Consider the following 18,729-nt stretch of genomic DNA (forward strand, 5'->3'; position numbering starts at 1 on the left):
CCGACTGTCAGTGCCGGGTGCCATGCTGGCGGCAGGTCGATCTACGGCCGGTCGGTCCGCGGTGGGACGGAGGCGTGATGGGGTTCGTGGGCGAGGTCTGGCAGGTGCGCAAGGGTGAGGAGTCGGTCGGGGAGATCCTGATCGACGACGCCGACTTCCCCTGGCTGTCGGGCAAGTTCACCGCCGGTGAGGCTTTCGAGTCCGTCAGGGAGCTGTTCGCGCGGGAACTCGCCCTGGCGCAGGGGGACGCGGACTGGCAGCAGTGGGAAGAGGTCTACGACGAGATCAGCCGCCAGGTGACGCTGACCTCGCCGGACGGGCCCGTGCCGGAGTTCCTGCTGCACATCGAGGGGGAGCAGGCGTGGTTCCGGTGGAGCGACGAGCCGTTCGACGAGGACGAGGGGGCACCCGGCGGCGAGTGACCCGGGATCAGACGGTGCCGGCGTCCACCATCGCCTCGGCCTCGGCCAGGATCTCGGTGACCCGCTGCGCGAAGGTCACGTCGCACGGGTGCGGCCGACCCGTGCGGGCGGACTCGCTCAGCGCGGTGGCGGCACGGGCGAGGGCGGAGACCGCGCCGTCCGAGTCGTCCGGGATGCTGGTCACCCCGGCTTCGCCGCGCAGTTCGACCGTGGCTCCCGCAGCGGCGGTCGGTGCGGTGAGGCTCAGCGTCAGGGTGCTGGACGCGCCGCCCTCGTGGTCGAGGACCACCAGGGTCGTGTCACCCGGGCCCCGTACGGCGGCGGCCACCCGGCGGACGTCACCGAGGATCGGCAGCAGCACGGACAGGGCATGCGGGCCCACGTCCCACAGCGCGCCCTTCTCCCGTCGCCAGGGCGAGTTCATGAACGGGCTGTCACTGGTGAACACCGAGCCGAGCCATTCCGCCCGAGCCGTGAACCAGCCCCCGGCGGCGGCCTGTTCGGTCACCCACGCCTCGCAGGCCGGCTCGAAGCGGGTGGTGAAGAACACGACCGAGGCGACCCCGGCCTCCCGTACCGCGTCGACCACGGCCCGGCCCTGCTCCACGGTCGGGGCGAGCGGCTTGTCCAGCAGCAGATGCCGCCCCGCCCGCGCGGCCCGCACCGCCAACTCGGCCTGCACGGACGGGGGGAGCGCGATGGCGACGGCGTCCACGTCCGCGATCAGGGCGTCGACATCGTCGTAGGCAGGCACGCCGTGCCGGTCGGCCAGTTCCTTGGCGGCGTCGGCGCGGCGGCCCCAGACCCCCGCGAAGTCCCAGGTGTCGTGCCCGCTCAGGGCGGGGGCGTGAGCCATCTGCGCCCAAGGGCCGGTGCCGAGCAGTCCGATGCGCATGTCGCTGCCTTTCCACGGTCGAGCCGGTGACGCGACCGGAGGTGATCCGTCCGGCCGCTGGTGAGCGTGTCATACGAACGGGGCAGGTACGCAAGCCCTCCTTGCCGCGTGCCGCGTGCCGCGTGCCGCGTGCCGCGTGCCGCTTGGCGGTGCAGCGCCGCTTGTCGTTGGCCGCTCGGTGCTCGGTGCTCGGTGCTCGGTGCTCGGTGCTCGGCGCGTGGCGCACCGGCCGGTGGGGGCGAGCGAACCCCCAGCGCATCCGGTCTGAGTCGATGGCGGCCGGTGCGAGCGCGCCGCAGCCGGGCACGGTCAGTGCCAGCCGGTCTCGGCAAGCCCCGGCCGGTCTCGGCAAGTCCGGCCGGTCTCAGCAAGCCCCGATCAGGCTCATCAAGCCCCGGCCGATCTCAGCCAGCCCCGATCGGCCTCATCAAGTCCCGGCCGGTCTCAGCCAGTTCCCGTCGCGAAGGGGCCCCCCTCCCCGAACACCAACCGCCCGAAGTTCTCCCCGATGCGCCGATGCCCTGCCGGATCGGGATGGACTTCGTCGGGCAGCGGGAGTTCCGCGAAGTCCGTCTCGCCGTAGAGGTCGCGGCCGTCGAGGTAGTGCAGGTGCGGGTCGTCGGCCGCTCGCTGTTGGACGACGTCGGCGAGCGCTTCGCGGATCATGGTGAGCGTCAGGCGGCCGGCCGCACGCTCGGCGGGATCGCCCGTCGCCCTGAACCGCACGGCGCCGCCGTCGAGTTCGGGCATCAGCGGTCCGGGGGTGTCCTCCTGCACCGGGCACAGGATGGGGGAGACGACCAGCAGCGGGGTCGTCGGATGCCCCTCGCGGATGGTGTCCAGGAAGCCGTGGACCGCCGGGGTGAAGGCGCGCAGGCGCATCACGTCGGCGTTCACGATGTTGATGCCGACCTTGACGCTGATCAGGTCCGCCGGGGCGTCCCGCATCGCGCGGGCGGTGAACGGGTCGAGCAGCGCGTTGCCGCTGAACCCCAGGTTGACCAGGTCGACCTCCCCCCGCGCGGCTGCGAGTGCGGGCCAAGTCCCGCTCGGATGCGTGGCGTTGGAGCCGTGGCTGATGGAACTGCCGTGGTGCAGCCACACCTTGCGCCCGTTGCCCGGCGCCTTTTCGACCGGGGCGTTCGTGCGCAGGGCGATCAGCTCGGTGACCTCCGTGTGCGGGAGCCAGATCTCGATGTTCTTGTCACCGGCCGGCAGTTCGGCGAACCGGGCGGTGCCGGGCGGCCCCTCCGTCAGCTCGGAGGCCTGGGTGATCATGTCGGTGACCGTGCGCACATTGCCGCCGATCACCGTGGTCTGGGCGGTGAGACGGCCGTCGACCAGCAGGTCGTACACCCCGTCCGGCATGGCCGGGAACCCCCGGTAGACACGCTTGGTGGGCAGCGTGTCCAGCTCGACGCTGGTGGCCCGGGTGCGGAAGACCACTCGTACTCCGGAGGGCTGTGCCTCGGCCACGACCAGCTGGTCGTCCGGGAACTGGCGGCGCGCCCGGGCGGGCAGCCGGTGCGGCAGCAGGCCGCGTGCGGTCGTCTCCAGCTCCAGGAAGCCGCGCAGCATGTCGGTGGTGACGGGCGTGGTGATCATGTCGTGCTCTGTGGTCATCGCCTCAACCTGTTGATCGGGAGGTGCGGAGTACGGCCGGGTCCGGCACCGGATCGCGCTCGGATCCGGGACGGGGTATGTCGGTTCGGGAATACGTCAGTTCGGGGGCGCGGCCCGGTTCCGCAGCAGCGCGTCGAGCGAGTCCACGATCCAGGTCCAGGACTCCCGCGCGTCGGGCGCGCTGTGGTCGAAGCCTCCGGCCAGCTCCAGGCTGACGTAGCCGTGGAAGACGCCGCCCAGCATGCGGACCGCGTGGGTCTGGTCCGGTTCCGTCAGGTCGTAGCCGCGCAGGATCGCCCGGGTCATCTGGGAGTGCCGTACCCCCGCGCTGGCGGCGGCCGTCTCGGGGTCGAGCCGGAGCCGGGCCGCGTCGTACCGGCCGGGGTGTTCGCGGGCGTAGTCGCGGTAGGCGTCCGCGAAGGCGGCCAGGGCGTCCTTGCCGGCGCGTCCGGCGACGGCGTCGGAGACCCGGTCGGCGAGTTCCTCCAGCGCGTACAGGGCGATCCGGGTCTTGAGGTCGTGGGAGTTCTTCAGATGCGAGTACAGGCTCGCGACCTTGACGTCGAAGCGCCGGGCGAGCGCCGAGACGGTCACGTGCTCGAAGCCGACCTCGTCGGCCAGCTCCGCCCCGGCGACGGTCAGCCGCTCCGGTGTCAGTCCTGCTCTGGCCATGACCTTCCTCCCAATCGACGAAACCTATTATGCATTTGCCTAAAGGTTTTAGGCAAACTAGCCTCCGATTCATGAGACCCCTGACCGAGCGCGAGATCCGCGCAGCCTTCGTGAACTGCACCAAGGGCGAGGCCAAACGCCTGACCGTCCCCCGTGACCTGGACGAACGGCCCTGGGACGACCTGGACTTCCTCGGCTGGCGCGACCCCCAGGCCCCGGACCGGGCCTACCTCGTCATCGAGCTGGCCGGCCGCCCGACGGCGCTCGCCCTGCGCAGCCCGGGCTCCAGTTCCTGGCAGACACGGCGCAGCATGTGCTCGATGTGCATGACCACCCACACCGGAGGCGTCTCGCTCATGACCGCCCCCAAGGCGGGCAAGGCCGGACAGCAGGGCAACTCCGTGGGCGCCTACATATGCACCGACCTCGCCTGCTCGCTGTACGTCCGCGGCAAGAAGGACGCGGGCGTCGGCGCGAGGCTGCCCGAGTCGCTGACCCTGGAGGAGAAGATCCAGCGGACCGTCACCAACGTCACGACGTTCATCGCCAAGGTCGCCGCGCGCTGAAGAGCCCGCACTGAAGGGTTTTCGGCGAGGAGGCCTCACCGCGCAGCCTGCCCACCGACCAACTCCCGTCCGCCGGTTCCGATTGAGCAGTCCCGCTGCTGGATCCATTCGATTTCTTCTATTGGACCTGCGGACCCTGGCCGGACACGCTGGAGGCTGCGTCCCGCCCGCCGTGCCCGAGACCCGGCCCCGGCGGTGCCGGACGGCACGGTCCCGCGTGACAGCTGGAGGAGGAGCACCCGCATGGACACCCGCCGCATCGGTGACGTCGAGGTCAGTGCGATCGGCCTGGGCGGTATGCCCATGTCGATCGAGGGGCGGCCGGACGAGGCCCGCTCCCTCGCGACCATCCACGCCGCGCTCGACGAGGGCGTGACCCTGATCGACACCGCGGACGCCTACCACCTGCACGCCGACGAGGTCGGACACAACGAGACCCTGATCGCCAAGGCCCTCGCCTCGCACGACCGGGGCGCGGACGTCCTGGTCGCCACCAAGGGCGGCCATCTCCGCCCCGGCGACGGCAGTTGGACCCTGAACGGCAGCCCCGCGTACCTGAAGGAGGCCTGCGAGGCGTCCCTGCGCCGGCTCGGCGTGGAGGCCATCGGGCTCTACCAGTTCCACCGCCCCGACCCGAGGGTCCCGTACGCGGACTCGGTGGGCGCGGTAAGGGAGTTGCTCGACGAGGGCAAGATCCGCCTGGCCGGCATCTCGAACGCGAACCCGGAGCAGATCCGGCTGGCGAACGAGATCCTCGACGGCCGTCTGGTCTCCGTGCAGAACCAGTTCTCCCCGGCCTTCCGCTCCAGCGAGCCGGAGCTGGACCTGTGCGACGAACTCGGCATCGCGTTCCTGCCCTGGAGCCCCTTCGGCGGCATCACCCGCGCCGGTGAACTCGGCTCCTCCTACGCGCCGTTCGCGCGCATCGCCGAGCGGCACGGTGCCAGCCCGCATCGCGTGTGCCTGGCCTGGATGCTCGCCAAGTCGCCGGTCGTCGTACCGATCCCGGGCGCCAGCCGCCCCGAGACGATCCGTGACTCGGCCGCCGCGCCCGAGCTCACCCTCTCCGCCGAGGAGATCGCGGAGCTGGACGCCGTCTGAGTGAGCCGTGACGTCTGAGGTGCCGTGATGGCGGGTCGGCGTAGAAAGCGCTTGCCCGCCACCCGGTGGCAAGGGAAGGATCACGGCTCATGGCGTCATCCACGGAGAAACCGCTCGACCACCGCTACCGCGACGAACACCCGATCCGCACCCTTGCCTACCTGTTCCGCGCCGACCGAAGACGGCTGGCCCTGGCCGTCGCCGTGTTCACGGTCAAGCACAGCCCCATCTGGCTGCTCCCGCTGATCACCGCGTCGATCATCGACACGGTCGTCCAGCACCAGCCGGTCAGCCGCCTCTGGACGAGCACCGGCATCATCCTGTTCATCCTGCTGATCAACTACCCCCTGCACGTGCTCTACGTCCGCCTCCTCTACGGCAGCGTCCGCCGCATGGGCACCGACCTGCGCTCGGCCCTGTGCACGCGCATGCAGCAGCTCTCCATCGGCTACCACTCCCGGGTCAGCGCCGCCGTCCTCCAGGCCAAGGTGGTCCGGGACGTGGAGACCGTCGAGCAGATGGTCCAGCAGACCGCCGAGACCGGGCTCGGCGCGATCACCGTGCTCACCGGCGGCCTGGTCATCATCGGCTTCCGCACCCCGGAGTTCGTGCCGGTCTTCATCGTGGTCGTGCCGGTCGCCGCGCTCCTCGTCTCCCGGCTGCGGGCCCGCCTGCGCACCCACAACGAGCACTTCCGCCACGAGGTGGAGACCCTGTCCTCACGGGTGACGGAGATGACCCGCCTCATCCCGGTCACCCGCGCCCACGGCCTGGAGGGCAAGGCGCTGCGCCGCATGGACGGCACCCTGAGCCGGCTCCTCACCTCCGGGATGCGCCTCGACCTCCTCAACGGCCGCTTCGGCTCCCTGGCCTGGGTCGTCCTGAACGTCGTAGGCGTCCTCGTCCTCGCCGGCGCGGCGCTCGTGTCGTACTACGGCGTCTGGGGCGTCACCGCGGGCGACGTCGTCATGCTGAGCGCCTTCCTCACCACGCTCACCAACTCCACCACCACCCTCACGAGCCTGGCCCCGGTCATCACCAAGGGCCTGGAATCGGTCCGTTCGGTCGGCGAGGTGCTCCAGGCCCCCGAGTTGGAGGACAACGAGGGCAGGACCGAGGTCACCGAGGTGCGCGGAGCCGTCACCTTCCAGCACGTCGGCCTCTCCTACGACGAGGAACTCCGGCCCGCCGTGCACGACTTCACGCTCACCGTCGAACCCGGCGAGACGATCGCCCTCGTCGGCGCGTCCGGCGCGGGCAAGTCCACCGTGCTCAACCTCGTCATCGGCTTCATCCGACCCACCACCGGCCAACTGCTGCTCGACGGCACCGACATGAACACCCTCGACCTGCGCACGTACCGCCGCTTCGTCTCGGTCGTCCCCCAGGAGTCGATCCTCTTCGACGGCACGATCCACGACAACGTGGCCTACGGCATGGACGACGCCGACGAGGAGGCGGTCCGCACGGCACTGCGCGACGCCAACGCCCTAGAGTTCGTCGAGAAGTTGCCGCGAGGGATGGAGACCCTGGTCGGCGAGCGCGGGGCCCGGCTCTCCGGCGGCCAGCGTCAACGCCTCGCCATCGCACGGGCGCTGATCCGCGACCCCAAGGTGCTGATCCTGGACGAGGCGACCTCCGCGCTGGACACCCGCTCGGAGGCCCTCGTGCAGCAGGCCCTCGGGCGGCTGCTGCGCGGCCGTACGACCTTCGTGGTCGCGCACCGGCTGTCCACCGTCCGGAGCGCCGACCGGATCGTGGTGATGGGCGACGGGGAGATCCTGGAGGTCGGCACGCACGAGGAACTCCTGCGCCGGGGCGGGGCGTACACGGCACTGCACACCGGGCAGGCCGCCTGAGCTCATACCGATAGCGTTGTGTCAAGGGCGCGTCGGTGTGTCGTATTCGTGTGCTTGGTCCGGCGCCGGCCGGGCACTCGGAGGGAAAATCGAGAAAGGGGCGCCCCGTGCTGGTGCCGGACCCGAAGGTCGTCAGGAAGCTGCTCACCCGGTACGCGGTGTTGCGTATCTCCGAGGCGGAGAGGCAACATCCGCAGGCGGCCGCCGAGTTGAACGACGTCGTTTACACCCTCTGCGTGATGATGGGCACCACCGGCATCCGGGAGGCCATCGTCAAGGCGGACGCCCTGCTGGCGGCGGCGCGCAGCACCCCGAAGACCGTGATCGCGGAAGGCCGGGCCGCCGCCGCTTAGTCAGGTCAGGACGAGGTCGCCGCGGCGAGCGGCCTGCCGTGGAACGCCGAGCGGTAGGCCTGCGGACTGGTGCCGACGACCCGGCGGAAGCGTTCGCGGAACGCGGTGGGGGAGCCGAACCCGGCCTGCTGGGCGATGCGTTCGACCGTGTGGTCGCTGTTCTCCAGCAGATACTGGGCCCGCCGCACGCGGGCCCGCAACAGCCACTGGAGCGGTGTGCTGCCCGTCTGGTCGCGGAAGCGCCGGCTGAACGTCCGCTCGCTCATGCCCGACTGGGCTGCGAGTGCGCCGAGGGTGATCTCGTGGGAGAGGTTGTCCTCGATCCACTGGAGAAGCGGTTCGAGGGTCGAGCCCTGCGGGACGGGCGGGTGCCGGTGGACGATGAACTGGGCCTGCCCGCCCTCGCGTTCGAGCGGCATGACCGACAGCCGGGCCGCGTCGGCGGCGACCGCCGAGCCGTAGTCCCGCCGGATCAGGTGCAGACACAGGTCGAGGCCCGCGGCGGCCCCGGCGGAGGTGAGGATCTGTCCGTTGTCGACGTACAGCACGTCCGGCCGCACCTCGACCAACGGGTAGGTGCGGGCGAGCAGTTCGGCGGCCACCCAGTGCGTGGTGGCGCGCAGCCCGTCCAGCAGTCCGGCCTCGGCCAGGACGAAGGCGCCCACGCAGATGGACACGATCCGGGTCCCGGCCGCTGCCGCCTCCCGTAGTGCCTCCAGCACCCGGGGGGAGGGCGGCGCGGCCCGCTCGGAGCGGCCCGGCACGATGACGGTGTCGGCGTCCGCCAGCGCTTCGAGCCCGTGGTCGACCCGCAGGGCGAACCCGTCCGTCCGTACGTCCGGCGTCTCGCCGCACACCCGCACCCGGTAGGCGCTCCGCCCGTCCGGCAGCCGGGTACGGCCGAACACCTCCATCGGTGTGGCCATGTCGAACGGCACCACGTGGTCGAGGGCGAGGATCGCGACGGTGTGCATGAACACCACCATAGGCGGATTCCCGCCAAGGGTGTGACACTGCCTTTTTCCACTGCCGCCTGGTCAAGCCCGGTGGCGAGAATCCGTCGGAAGCTGTCGTTTCAGCCTCTGTGTTCCCGTGCCGGACCTCCCTAGCCTGGGCCGGTGACCAAGATCCTTCTCACTCTGCACGTCCTGGCCGCCATCGTCGCGGTCGGCCCCGTCACCGTCGCGGCCAGCATGTTCCCCCCGGCGGCCCGCCGAGCCCTCACGGGCCCTGACGGACCCGACGCGGGCGTGACGACCGTACGACTGCTGCACCGCATCTGCCGGGTCTACGGCGCGGTCGGGCTGGCGGTGCCCCTCTTCGGCTTCGCGACCGCCTCCGCCATGGGCGTCCTGGGCAGTGGCTGGCTCATCGCCTCCATCACGCTCACCGCGGTCGCGGCCGGCATCCTGATCGCCTTCGTGCTGCCGCGCCAGGACGAACTCCTGGAGCAACTCGGCGCCCAGACACCCGTGGAGCGTTCCGGAACCGTTCAACTCGCCATGTTCACCGGCATCTTCAACCTCCTGTGGGCCACCGTCACGGTCCTCATGATCATTCGCCCGGGCTCGACCACGGGCGCGTGACCGGTCAGCCGGTGACGCGGACCAGGAGAAGCGCCACGTCGTCGTCCGGCTCCGGGCGCAACGCGTTGAGCAGCATGTCGCCGGTCTGCTCCAGGGGGCGGCGGGAACTCTGCAACAGCCGTGTCAGCGCGTGCAGTCCGACGTCGATGGACTCGCCCCGGTTCTCCACCAGACCGTCGGAGTACAGGGCGAGCAGCGCGCCCGTGGTGAAGTCGACTTGGGCGGTGCCGAACGCCACCCCGCCGACGCCCAGCGGGACCCCGCCGGGGATGTCGAGGAGTTCCGCCGTGCCGTCGGGGCGGATCAGGACGGGCGGCAGATGCCCGGCGCTGGAGAGTTCGCAGGTGCCGCGCCCTAGGTCGACGACGCCGTACGCGCAGGTGGCGATCGCGTCGCCCAGGGACCCGGCGAGGTCGTCGAGGTGGTGCAGCAACTCGGCCGGGGGCAGGTCGAGTCGGGCCAGTGCGCGGGTCGCGGTGCTCAACTGCCCCATGATGGCGGCGGCTTGGACTCCTTTGCCCATCACGTCGCCCACGACGAGCCCGGTACGGCCCGGCCCCAGTGGCAGCACGTCGTACCAGTCGCCCCCGACCTCGCTCAGCGCCGGGAGGTAGCGGGCCGCGATGTCGAGCCCCGGCTGTTGCGCCGGGGCGGGTGGCAGCAGGCTGCGTTGCAGGGTCAGCGCGGTGGTGCGTTCGCGGCCGTAGAGACGGGCGTTGTCGATGCAGATCGCGGCCCGTGCGGCGAGTTCGGAGGCGAGGACGCGGTCCTGTTCGTCGAATGGGCGCTCGTTGACCGTGCGGTAGAGGCTCAGCGTGCCCAGCACCTCGCCGCGGGCCATCAGCGGGACGGCGAGGTAGGAGTGGACGCCCGCCGTGCGCAGGGTCTGGGCGGCGCGGCCGTCCCGGGCGATGCGGCGCATCGTCGGCGGATCGACCCGCTCGACCAGGATCGGTCCGGCCTCGCGGACGCAGCGGGTGATGATGCGGTTGGGGCCGTAGGTGGCCAACTCGCCCACCGGGTCCGCCGCGTGGATCGCGTCGGTCAGATAGCCGGCCGCGACGGCCAGCGCGCGGAACTCGACCTGCGCGTCCTCGGTCACCGGGGTGATCGTGCCGTCCGTGACGACCGATTCCAGTACGTCGACGGCGGCGAGGTCGGCCACATGCGGCACGGCGACGTCGGCCAGTTCCCGCGCGGTCTGCTGGAGGTCGAGCGTCGTCCCGATCCGCACCCCGGCCTCCGCGACGACGGACAGATGCTGGCGCGCCTGCGCGACCTCGGCCGCCGCCTGCTCCCGCTCGGTCACGTCCAGGACGGCCATCGCCAGCCCGAGGACCCGGCCCTGCGCGTCCTCGATGCGGTGGTACGACTCCGAGTACGCCCGGTCCACCACGTCGGCCGCCGTCCGGCCCACGGTCTGCTGGTCGAGCAGCGGCTTGCCGGTGATCAGCACATGCCGCATGCGCGACTCGATGGCCGCCACGTCCAGGCCGGGCAGCACCTCACCGACCCGGCGGCCGATGACCTGCTCCTCCGGCACGCCGTTGATGCGCTCCAGGGCCGGGTTGACCGCGACCCACCGCAGGTCGGTGTCGAATACCGCGATGCCGACCGGCGTCTGCCGCACCAGGCTGTGGGACAGGGCCAGGTCCCGCTCCACACCCCGTACGGTCGAGGCGTCCGCCGCAAGCCCCAGCAGATGCGGCTGTCCGTGGCTGTCGCGCAGCCGCATCGTGCGGAACTCCACCGGCCGTTCCGTACCGTCCCGGTGCAGCAGCGGGAAGACCCCGGCCCAGCGGGCGCCCGTACCGACCTGGGCGAACAGCTCACGCGCCCTGACCCGGTCGTCGGGCGAGACCAGCAGCCGGTCCGCGCGCTGGGTCAGCGCCTCCTCGGGGGAGTAGCCGAGCAACTGCTCCGCCTCGGGGCTCCACAGGGTGATGTACCCGCCGGCGTCCAGGACCACGGCAGCGACCCGCAACAGGTCCAGCAGCCCGCCCGGAGCTGCCGAGACACCGTCCCCGGCACCGTACGCGTCCATCCCAGCCGCTCCTTCCGGCGCGGCACGGCACCGCCAAGATCCGCACCACGGGTCATCCGATTACGGCACAGCCCGGGCGGCGGGGCAACACCATGGGCGGCGAACAGGGGGAGGGGGCCGGATGGAGCACACGACCGCGCGGACAGCGGCGGGCCCCCGGATTCTGGTCGTGCCCTGACCCCACTGCCCCAGGACACTCCATGCCCCTCCCGCTCCGCCTCGTCTCCCTCCTGGTCGCCACCTGCGTGGGCGCCCTCGTCCCCGCCTCGCCCGCCGCGGCCGACGACCACTCCCTCCAGCGCGGCCTCGACGCACTGGTCGCCGCCCCCGGCGGTCCGCCCGGCGTGATCGTCGTCCTCCGCGACGGCGACCACCAGCGCGTCCTGAGCGCCGGCACCGCCGACATCACCACCGGCCGCCCCCTCGCACCGGACGACCACACCCGGACCGCGAGCACCAGCAAGGCGTTCAGCGGAGCGGTGGCCCTGAGCCTCGTACGGGAGCACCGGCTCTCCCTCGACGACACGATCGGCGCCCGGCTGCCCCGCCAGCCCCGGGCCTGGCGGAAGGTGACCCTGCGCCAGCTGCTCCAACACACCAGCGGCCTCCCGGACTTCAGCGAGAGCACCCGCTTCCGCGACATCATCCAGGCCGACCCGCACCATCACTTCGACTCCCGGCGCCTGCTCGACTTCGTGGCGGGCCAGCCGCTGCGCTTCACGCCGGGCTCGCAGTACCGCTACTCCAACTCCGACAACATCGCCGTAGCGCTGATGGCCGAGGCGGCGACCGGCGTGCGCTACGAGGACCTGCTGCGCCGGAACGTGTACAAGCCGCTGGGGCTGCGCGACACGAGCCTGCCGCAGGGGTACGAGATGCCCGAGCCGTACATGCATGGCTACGTGGTCGGCGATCCGGCCGGGCCGCAGGACGTCAGTGAGGCGATCGGCATGTCGGGCGTGTGGGCCTCGGGCGGGATCACCTCCTCGCCCCGCGACCTGGCCGCGTTCATCGGTGGATACGCCGCCGGAGCCCTCACCTCGAAGGCCGCCGTACGCGAGCAGCGGCACTGGATCCCCGGCGCCTCCGAGCCGGCTGGCCCCGGCCGCAACAGCGCCGGACTCGCCCTCTTCCGCTACGACACGAAATGCGGGGTCGTACTCGGACATACGGGGAACACTCTCGGTTACACACAGTTGATCGCGGCGACCCCCGACGGCCGGCGGGCCCTCACTTTCTCATTGACAACTCAGGTGAACCAGGCGGGGAACCCGGAACTGCTGGCCAAAGTCCGCGCGGTCGAGGAGGACGCCGTGTGCAGCCTCCTCGGGACATACGGGGCGGAGCGCCACTCCTGACCCGGGGCGCTCACACCGCCCCAGGTGAACCGTTACTGCTCAAGTGGCCGCGCTGTCCGACCCGTTGACAAGCCCCTCCCGCTCCGAGTCGGCGGGCAGCGCGAGCCACTCCGCGATGGTCCGCGCGATCGGCTGGCCCGTCTCGGCCTCGACGAAGCCGAACTGGCCCGACTGGTTGCACTCCAGGAACCACCAGGTCCCGTCGGCGTCCTCGGCGAAGTCGAAGGCGCCGTAGGCCAGTTCGGCATCCCGCATGTACGTCAGGACGGACTCGGCGATGCGCGGCGGGACCTCGACGGGGTGCCACGGCTGCGCGGAGGTGGTGAAACGGACGTCGACCTCGCCGGGGTCGGCGTCCGGCGCGGTCGCCGTGCGGGCGGCGAGCATGCGGTCGCCCACCACGGTGAGCCGGATGTCCGCGCGCTTGGCGACCCGGCGCTGCAGGAGCGTCGGCCCGTAGGCGACGGCGGAGAAGTCGGTGTCCGGCGCGACCCGGCTCGTCGGCACCGCGCGGGGCGGATCCTGCGGATGGGCACCGGAGACGGGCTTGACCACCAGGTCCGGGAAGCGCCGCGAGAACTCGCGGGCGGCCTGCGGGAACGTGGTGATGAGCGTGGCCGGCACGGGCAGTCCGCTGTGCTGGGCGAGCCGCAGCTGCCAGGGCTTGTGACGGGCACGGCGGGACGCGTCGGGGTGGTTCATCCAGCGGGCGCCGGAGCCGCGGAGCATGCCGTAGAGCGCCTGCGAGGCCTCCTCGGTCAGCCATGCGGAGGGCTGGGGTGCGCGGGTCGCCGGGGTGCCGGGTCTGCGCACCCAGATGGACCGCAGTCCGCTCACGCTCACCAGCCGCCCTCCGGCGGACAGATGACCGCGGAAGGCTCCGTGCACGTACTCCCCGGACAACGCGACCCCGCCGGTGAGGTCGGCGGGATCGATCCGGACGACGGGGACGCCGGACGCGTGCAGGTGGACCACCACCATGTCCGCCGTGACGTCCTCTTCGCAGGTAAGGACCAGGACGGTCATTTTCGTCGTTCCGTGTTCAGTCGTCGAAGTGAGTCTTCGATCCCGCGGTGGACGTCGTGGTCCCCAGTTCTCTCAGCAGAGCGAGATCATGGGCGGCGACCCGTCCGTCGGCGAGCACGTTCAACTGCAGTCCGGAGTCGTAGCTGTACGGAGCGGTGAACTCCAACTGTGCTGCCGGGCGAGCGTAGTTGAGCGCGAACGGTTGCATCGTCTCTCCCTCGTCGGTACTGCCTCGTGCAAGCGGTGGCCACCCTGCGAGGTCGCTTGGCCCGCTGACTTCCGTCTGCTTCCAGAGACTTATACGAATCGAACGAGTGAATGGTTTCCTTACTCTCCGTAGTCAAAGTAAGGAGCGCGCCACGCTTACGGGGGTCAGTCGAGCTCGCCCGGCAGTTCCTTCTCCTGCTCGCCGAGGGAGTTGCGCATCGTGCGAAGAGCGAGGAGGAGCACGGCGATGTCGTCCAGATAGACGGGGTCGGGCATGAGGTCGGTCGGCAGCACGAAGTACAGGACGGCACCCCAGAAAACCCACTTGGGGCCGGTGGGAAGGCCTGCGCGCCGCATCGAGCGCCGGGTGCGGACGAGCCGCACGAACACTCCGAAGGCCACGGCGAGCAGCAGCACCGCGAGCACCGCGACGATGACGATCACGGTCGTGGTCGAGTCCACTGGCGCCCCTTTTTCCGGTCCGGCCGCACGGCATGTGCCTTATCCGGATGCCCTGTTACGGCCTCGGTATTGCCGACGAGGGGAACATCACACCCGAACGCCTCGAAGAGTCTTGACAGTCGTTGACCCCGTGTCAGGCGCTGGTACTTTTTCACCGTGAGCACGATCAACCCCACCGGAACCCATGTACGGATCGGCCTCGACGCCCCACCGCGCGTGGCGAGCCTGGGCGTCGGCGTGCACGGGACGGTGAGCGCGCGTGACGTGTTCCGGCTGCCAGACCTGTGGCAGCTCCATCTGTACCGCTACGAGGCCGAGTTGACGGTCGACGGCGTGCCGCACGCGATCAGGCCCGGCCAGGTCAGCCTGGTGCCGCCCGGCGCGCTCGTGCGGTTCCACTACCGGGGTCGCTCCGAACATCTCTTCGCCCACCTGGAACTCCCGTCCGCCGGTGAGCTGTTGACGGTTCCCCTGATGCAGGACGCCGGCACGCAGACGCCGGTGCTGACCGACCTCATGCAGCGCGCAGTCGCGGCGGCGCCCCGCAACTCGGCCCGTGCGGCAGCCGAGTTGTGGGCCGTGCTGTGGCGGGTGGCGGACCTCGCGACCCCGGCGGACGGCGGGGCCGCCGGACCCCACCCCGCGGTCGCCCTCGCCGTCGCCCACATCGAGTCGCACCTGGCGGCCCAACTGACCGTCCCCGAGGTGGCGCACGCGGCCGGCGTCTCGCACAACCACCTCATCCGCCTCTTCCGCGCCGAGACCGGCACCACGGTCGTCGCCTACATCCGGCACCGCCGCATGGAACGCGCCCGGCACCTGCTGCGCGAGTCGACGCTGTCCGTCCCGGCGATCGCCTCGTCCGTCGGCATCGGCGACCTGCAGGCCTTCAACAAGGCGTGCCGGCGCGAACTGGGGGCTTCGCCCAGGGCAGTTCGGGCGCGGGTGGGCGGCATCTGAGGGTGGTGTGAGCGTTCCTGGGGGCGTGAAGGGCCTGACGGGAGGGCGTGCGAGCCGGTGTCGCCAGGTGCCCGCACCAGGCGGTCCCAGTGGGCGCCGGTGAGGGGCTTGGCGGACTTCAAGGGCCGCAGGCCGGGAGCCGTCGCGAGCTGCTGTCGGCACCGCATGCCCTCAGTCCCGCCCCGCGCCCCGGTACACGTCCAACTCCCCGTCCAGCTCGACCGCGAGGACGGTCGCGACCTCGTCCACGTCGGCAGCACCCGGCGCGTCGATCCACGTCACACCCGGCACCTCCCCGAGCCCGCCGATGACGTCATGGCCCAGTTCCGCACCGGTTCCGAGCACGGTGACCCGCTTCACGGGCGTACGGAGCCCGCGCACCGACACCGACTCGCGCGGCGGGTCGAAGCACACCAGGTACAGCGTGCGGCGATCGGCGGAGAGGGTGCTCGGGCCGTAGTGGTGCCCGGCGGGCAGCCCCGCGACCGTGCCGTACACCGCCTCCCGGTGCCGGGCGATCCACGCGCCGAGTCCCTCAAGGCGCTCCGTCTGCGCGGGAGTTATCGTCCCGTCCTCCCGCGGACCCACGTCGAGCAGCAGACGGCCGCCCATCCCGATCGTCTCCGTGAAGTAACGCACCAGCTGCCGCACCGACTTGTGGTGCTCGTCCCCGTGCTGGAAACCCCACGAGTCGTTGACCGTGAGGCACAACTCCCAGGGCCCGTCCGGGGCTTGCAACGGCACTCCCTGCTCGGGTGTCGCGTAGTCGCCGTGGCTGAGCATGCGGGCGTTGAGGACGGTGTCCGGATTCCCGGCGAGGATCAGCTCCGCCAACTCCCGCATGCCCCACTGCTCTTCGCTGCGCTCCCACTCGCCGTCGAACCACAACAGGTCCGGCCGGAACCGGTCGACCAACTCGCCGACCTGGCCGTTCCGGTAGGCGAGGTAGCGCGCCCAGGCGGCCGGGTCCTCGTGCCCGGGCCGTGCCGAGGCGTACGGGTTGGTGCGGATCTCCTCGTCGGGCGGCTGCGGATGCGCCGTGCTGGCGTAGTCGGGGTGGTTCCAGTCGGAGTGCGAGTAGTAGAGGCCGACTTTGAGGCCCTCCTCGCGCAGCGCCTCCGTGTACGGGCCGACCAGATCGCGCCCGGCCGGGGTGCGGCGGACCACGTCCAGGTCACCGTGGGCCGAGTCCCACAGGGCGACACCGTCGTGGTGGCGGGCGGTCAGCACCGCGTACGTAGCACCCGCCCGCGCGAACAGCCGGGCCCAGGCGCGGGGTTCGTAGCGTGCGGCGGTGAACCCGTCGAGCTGCCGCATGTAGCGATCGTGCGGCACCTGGCCCGTGTAGAACGACCAGGACTCCGGCACACCGTCGACGGCGTAGATCCCGTAATGGACGAAGATGCCCAACTTGGCATCGCGGAACCAGGGTTGCATCGGCATGCCGCCACGCTAGGACGGGAGGCGGCTGGTGCGCGTGGGCGGTGATCACCACTGGTGGTCCGTTTTCACCACGGTGACCGCGCTGCATAGGGTGGCGGCATGACAGATGTTCCTGGAAGCGGTCCGAGCCCGGTGCGGGTGCTGCGGGAGTCCTATGAGGCGCTGATGGCCGTCGTCGAGCCGCTGGGGGACGAGGAGTCCTGGGTGCCGACCGCCTGTACGGGCTGGGCGGCGCGCGATCTGGTCTTCCACTGTCTCGGGGACGCCCAGCGTGCGCTGGTCGCCCTGCACACGCCCGCGTCCGGACCGGCGGACCGCGACGCCGTCACCTACTGGCGGGACTGGGCGCCCGACCCGGCCGGCGCGGCGAACGGCCGTCGCTGGAGCAGGGTCGGGGCGAGCATGTTCCTCTGTTTCCGGCAATTGCGCGCCCTGTACCTGGAGACCGCGGCCGCCGCGACCGACCCGGAACTCCGGGTCGCCACCCAGGGCCATGTACTGACCGCCGCCGATCTGATGACCACCCTCGCGGTCGAGGCGAGCATCCACCACCTCGACCTTGTCCCCCATCTGCCCGACGCCCCCGGCCCGTCCGCGACCGGACTGGCCGCGGTGCGCACCACCCTCGACGGGCTGCTGGGCCGCCCGGTCCCCCTGGACTGGACCGACGAGCACTACGCGCGCGCCGCCACCGGCCGGGCACCCCTCACCGAGGCCGAACGACGGTCCCTCGGTCCCGACGCGGACCGCCTACCGCTCTTCAGCTGACCGGCCACCCTCAGGCTGCGGGTCGTTCCGGTCCTCCTCGGCCGGCGCGCTCGGGCGCAGCCCCTTCGTCGCGTCCCTCAGCCGGCCGAACGTCCGCTGGAACGGCGACCCGCCCGACAGCGGCGGAGCCCCGGGCGCGGCGGCGGCACCGGCGGACTCGCGGAGTGCGGCCAGTGCCTCGTTGGCCCGGTCCGCGGACTCCCGGTACAGGTCGCGGGACTTCGTCATGGCCTCAAGGGCCTCGGCGTACATGGCCACGAGCCTGCGCTCCCGGGCCAGCTCCTCGTCCATCGTCATCAGGCTCCACTGCTCGCGGAGCGCGGTGACGGCGGCTTCGGCGCCCTCCGGCAGGGGACGCTCGGAGGCGGCGTAACGGCAGAGCACGTCGATGAGTTCGGTGGGTTCGGAGCCGTCGAGGAAGACACTGCGTACGGAGAACTCGCGCACGTCGTACGAGTCCGCCACCGGGCTGGTCGGCAGCACCACGGCACCGCCGCGCGGCACCTGGAAGTCGAACTCGCGCAGCAACGCCCAGTTCACGGAGCGTAGTTGATCCGGTGTGGCCCGGTGTTCGACCACCCGGTCCTGGAGACCCGCGGGCAGCATCCGCGCCAGGGGCAGTCGGCCGAGCGCGTCCGGGGTCATCGCCTCGTGCACGACGACGTGCACGCTCCAGCCGTCCTGCGCACAGCTGCGGAACAGCCGCCGCAGCTCCTTCTCGTCGGAGGGCAGCGGGTTGACCTGCCGGAAGCGCAGGCCCGGAACCGTGACATGGTCCCAGCCGGCGTCCGCGTCCTCGGGCCAGAACATGGTCGCGGGGGAGGGCCACCGGACGTCCCAGCCCCGCTCGGCCTCGGCGACGAGGATCCACTCCTGTCCCTCGTCCGAATCCGCAGCGGCGGAGGTGGAGCCGGTGCCGGGTTCCGGGACGTGCGGAAGCGTCAGCCGCGCCCGTACGGTCACCGTCCCCTCGACCCGCCACCGTGCCTCGAAGACCCGGTCGCGCGGATCGCGGACCGGCTCGTGGTCCTGGGGCGGGCCGGCGTCCCGGTCCTGGTCCTCGTTCGGTTCCAGGTGGTCGTCGATGACCTCGCGGTCCTTGAGTCGCTGCAGCTGCCGCCGCACGACATCCGCGGCGTCGTCGTCCCCGACATGGCGGCCGCGAGCGAGCCAGACCGTGTGAGGGATCAGGGGCGGAGCTGTGGAGGAGTTCGACATAGGCCAATCTGCGTGCGGGGGCGGTGCTGACCCACCAGTATCACCGTCGGAGATCTTGGCGGGTCAAGCGGGGGCCGGGCAAGGGGTGGTGAAGTCTCGTATGCCCGGTTTTTCGGCGATACCGCGCGAGCATACGCGCGGGGTGTGATCGGTTCACTCCGGGCGG

The 18,729-nt window shown here is 71.4% G+C and carries 19 protein-coding genes; 9 read left to right on the forward strand and 10 right to left on the reverse strand.

Going from position 1 to position 18,729, the window contains the following annotated elements; translation table 11 throughout:
• The first annotated feature begins 77 nt into the window (after positions 1-77).
• Positions 78-422: a hypothetical protein gene (locus OHT77_RS42460; protein ID WP_328833710.1), complete on the forward strand. Its 345-nt coding sequence runs from the start codon at positions 78-80 to the stop codon at positions 420-422.
• Positions 423-429: 7 nt separating this feature from the next.
• Here OHT77_RS42460 and OHT77_RS42465 read toward each other — a convergent pair whose 3' ends face one another.
• From OHT77_RS42465 to OHT77_RS42475, 3 genes are all read right to left on the reverse strand, one after another.
• Positions 430-1,317 (reverse strand): Gfo/Idh/MocA family protein, encoded by an 888-nt coding sequence (locus OHT77_RS42465; RefSeq protein ID WP_328833711.1) that lies wholly within the window; start codon positions 1,315-1,317, stop codon positions 430-432.
• 444 nt (positions 1,318-1,761) lie between these two features.
• Positions 1,762-2,940: a GDSL-type esterase/lipase family protein gene (locus OHT77_RS42470; protein ID WP_328833712.1), complete on the reverse strand. Its 1,179-nt coding sequence runs from the start codon at positions 2,938-2,940 to the stop codon at positions 1,762-1,764.
• 96 nt (positions 2,941-3,036) lie between these two features.
• Entirely contained in the window at positions 3,037-3,612 is a 576-nt protein-coding gene (locus OHT77_RS42475; protein ID WP_328833713.1) for a TetR/AcrR family transcriptional regulator, read from the reverse strand.
• Positions 3,613-3,683: 71 nt separating this feature from the next.
• Between OHT77_RS42475 and OHT77_RS42480 the strand changes: the two genes are divergently transcribed.
• From OHT77_RS42480 to OHT77_RS42495, 4 genes are all read left to right on the forward strand, one after another.
• Positions 3,684-4,178, forward strand: a complete 495-nt coding sequence (locus OHT77_RS42480) for an FBP domain-containing protein (RefSeq protein WP_328833714.1) — start codon at positions 3,684-3,686, stop codon at positions 4,176-4,178.
• 243 nt (positions 4,179-4,421) lie between these two features.
• A complete protein-coding gene (locus OHT77_RS42485) occupies positions 4,422-5,279 on the forward strand; it encodes an aldo/keto reductase (protein ID WP_328833715.1) in 858 nt (285 codons plus the stop codon).
• A gap of 89 nt (positions 5,280-5,368) precedes the next feature.
• Complete coding sequence (locus OHT77_RS42490; protein WP_328833716.1) at positions 5,369-7,138, forward strand: ABC transporter ATP-binding protein; 1,770 nt, start codon at positions 5,369-5,371, stop codon at positions 7,136-7,138.
• A 107-nt stretch (positions 7,139-7,245) separates the two neighbouring features.
• Positions 7,246-7,491 (forward strand): DUF5133 domain-containing protein, encoded by a 246-nt coding sequence (locus OHT77_RS42495; RefSeq protein WP_328833717.1) that lies wholly within the window; start codon positions 7,246-7,248, stop codon positions 7,489-7,491.
• 5 nt (positions 7,492-7,496) lie between these two features.
• On the opposite strand, the gene OHT77_RS42500 is transcribed toward OHT77_RS42495, so the two are convergent.
• On the reverse strand, positions 7,497-8,465 hold the full coding sequence (locus OHT77_RS42500) for a GlxA family transcriptional regulator (RefSeq protein WP_328833718.1): 969 nt from the start codon (positions 8,463-8,465) through the stop codon (positions 7,497-7,499).
• Between the two features lie 144 nt (positions 8,466-8,609).
• On the opposite strand from OHT77_RS42500, the gene OHT77_RS42505 reads away from it, so the two are divergent.
• Positions 8,610-9,077: a hypothetical protein gene (locus OHT77_RS42505; RefSeq protein WP_266775171.1), complete on the forward strand. Its 468-nt coding sequence runs from the start codon at positions 8,610-8,612 to the stop codon at positions 9,075-9,077.
• Positions 9,078-9,081: 4 nt separating this feature from the next.
• Here OHT77_RS42505 and OHT77_RS42510 read toward each other — a convergent pair whose 3' ends face one another.
• Positions 9,082-11,121 (reverse strand): SpoIIE family protein phosphatase, encoded by a 2,040-nt coding sequence (locus OHT77_RS42510; RefSeq protein ID WP_328833719.1) that lies wholly within the window; start codon positions 11,119-11,121, stop codon positions 9,082-9,084.
• A 200-nt stretch (positions 11,122-11,321) separates the two neighbouring features.
• On the opposite strand from OHT77_RS42510, the gene OHT77_RS42515 reads away from it, so the two are divergent.
• Entirely contained in the window at positions 11,322-12,479 is a 1,158-nt protein-coding gene (locus OHT77_RS42515) for a serine hydrolase domain-containing protein (protein WP_328833720.1), read from the forward strand.
• Positions 12,480-12,518: 39 nt separating this feature from the next.
• On the opposite strand, the gene tgmB is transcribed toward OHT77_RS42515, so the two are convergent.
• The 3 genes from tgmB to OHT77_RS42530 all read right to left on the reverse strand — a co-directional run bounded on the left by tgmB (position 12,519) and on the right by OHT77_RS42530 (position 14,174).
• A complete protein-coding gene (gene tgmB, locus OHT77_RS42520) occupies positions 12,519-13,505 on the reverse strand; it encodes an ATP-grasp ribosomal peptide maturase (RefSeq protein ID WP_328833721.1) in 987 nt (328 codons plus the stop codon).
• Positions 13,506-13,521: 16 nt separating this feature from the next.
• Positions 13,522-13,713: a putative ATP-grasp-modified RiPP gene (tgmA, locus tag OHT77_RS42525; protein WP_328833722.1), complete on the reverse strand. Its 192-nt coding sequence runs from the start codon at positions 13,711-13,713 to the stop codon at positions 13,522-13,524.
• A 164-nt stretch (positions 13,714-13,877) separates the two neighbouring features.
• A complete protein-coding gene (locus OHT77_RS42530) occupies positions 13,878-14,174 on the reverse strand; it encodes a YkvA family protein (protein ID WP_266775177.1) in 297 nt (98 codons plus the stop codon).
• A gap of 156 nt (positions 14,175-14,330) precedes the next feature.
• Between OHT77_RS42530 and OHT77_RS42535 the strand changes: the two genes are divergently transcribed.
• The gene (locus tag OHT77_RS42535; protein WP_328833723.1) at positions 14,331-15,134 is read left to right on the forward strand and encodes an AraC family transcriptional regulator; all 804 of its coding nucleotides are present in this window, start codon (positions 14,331-14,333) and stop codon (positions 15,132-15,134) included.
• Positions 15,135-15,305: 171 nt separating this feature from the next.
• Here OHT77_RS42535 and OHT77_RS42540 read toward each other — a convergent pair whose 3' ends face one another.
• On the reverse strand, positions 15,306-16,577 hold the full coding sequence (locus OHT77_RS42540; RefSeq protein WP_328833724.1) for an alpha-L-fucosidase: 1,272 nt from the start codon (positions 16,575-16,577) through the stop codon (positions 15,306-15,308).
• Between the two features lie 99 nt (positions 16,578-16,676).
• Here OHT77_RS42540 and OHT77_RS42545 point away from each other — a divergent pair, with 99 nt between their 5' ends.
• On the forward strand, positions 16,677-17,345 hold the full coding sequence (locus OHT77_RS42545) for a maleylpyruvate isomerase N-terminal domain-containing protein (protein WP_328833725.1): 669 nt from the start codon (positions 16,677-16,679) through the stop codon (positions 17,343-17,345).
• On the opposite strand, the gene OHT77_RS42550 is transcribed toward OHT77_RS42545, so the two are convergent.
• Positions 17,328-18,563 carry a hypothetical protein gene (locus OHT77_RS42550; protein WP_328833726.1) on the reverse strand — a complete coding sequence of 412 codons (1,236 nt, stop codon included), beginning with the start codon at positions 18,561-18,563 and terminating at the stop codon, positions 17,328-17,330. The genes OHT77_RS42545 and OHT77_RS42550 overlap by 18 nt on opposite strands.
• Positions 18,564-18,729: the final 166 nt, after the last annotated feature.

Origin of the sequence: Streptomyces sp. NBC_00252, assembly GCF_036187565.1 — a bacterium.
Lineage (GTDB): Bacteria > Actinomycetota > Actinomycetes > Streptomycetales > Streptomycetaceae > Streptomyces.

Excerpts from the sequence above, each read along its gene's own strand:
- OHT77_RS42460 (WP_328833710.1), top strand. The coding sequence starts at position 78 with ATGGGGTTCGTGGGCGAGGTCTGGCAGGTGCGCAAGGGTGAGGAGTCG.
- OHT77_RS42465 (WP_328833711.1), bottom strand. The coding sequence starts at position 1,317 with ATGCGCATCGGACTGCTCGGCACCGGCCCTTGGGCGCAGATGGCTCAC.
- OHT77_RS42470 (WP_328833712.1), bottom strand. The coding sequence starts at position 2,940 with ATGACCACAGAGCACGACATGATCACCACGCCCGTCACCACCGACATG.
- OHT77_RS42475 (WP_328833713.1), bottom strand. The coding sequence starts at position 3,612 with ATGGCCAGAGCAGGACTGACACCGGAGCGGCTGACCGTCGCCGGGGCG.
- OHT77_RS42480 (WP_328833714.1), top strand. The coding sequence starts at position 3,684 with ATGAGACCCCTGACCGAGCGCGAGATCCGCGCAGCCTTCGTGAACTGC.
- OHT77_RS42485 (WP_328833715.1), top strand. The coding sequence starts at position 4,422 with ATGGACACCCGCCGCATCGGTGACGTCGAGGTCAGTGCGATCGGCCTG.
- OHT77_RS42490 (WP_328833716.1), top strand. The coding sequence starts at position 5,369 with ATGGCGTCATCCACGGAGAAACCGCTCGACCACCGCTACCGCGACGAA.
- OHT77_RS42500 (WP_328833718.1), bottom strand. The coding sequence starts at position 8,465 with ATGCACACCGTCGCGATCCTCGCCCTCGACCACGTGGTGCCGTTCGAC.
- OHT77_RS42510 (WP_328833719.1), bottom strand. The coding sequence starts at position 11,121 with ATGGACGCGTACGGTGCCGGGGACGGTGTCTCGGCAGCTCCGGGCGGG.
- OHT77_RS42515 (WP_328833720.1), top strand. The coding sequence starts at position 11,322 with ATGCCCCTCCCGCTCCGCCTCGTCTCCCTCCTGGTCGCCACCTGCGTG.
- tgmB (WP_328833721.1), bottom strand. The coding sequence starts at position 13,505 with ATGACCGTCCTGGTCCTTACCTGCGAAGAGGACGTCACGGCGGACATG.
- tgmA (WP_328833722.1), bottom strand. The coding sequence starts at position 13,713 with ATGCAACCGTTCGCGCTCAACTACGCTCGCCCGGCAGCACAGTTGGAG.
- OHT77_RS42540 (WP_328833724.1), bottom strand. The coding sequence starts at position 16,577 with ATGCCGATGCAACCCTGGTTCCGCGATGCCAAGTTGGGCATCTTCGTC.
- OHT77_RS42545 (WP_328833725.1), top strand. The coding sequence starts at position 16,677 with ATGACAGATGTTCCTGGAAGCGGTCCGAGCCCGGTGCGGGTGCTGCGG.
- OHT77_RS42550 (WP_328833726.1), bottom strand. The coding sequence starts at position 18,563 with ATGTCGAACTCCTCCACAGCTCCGCCCCTGATCCCTCACACGGTCTGG.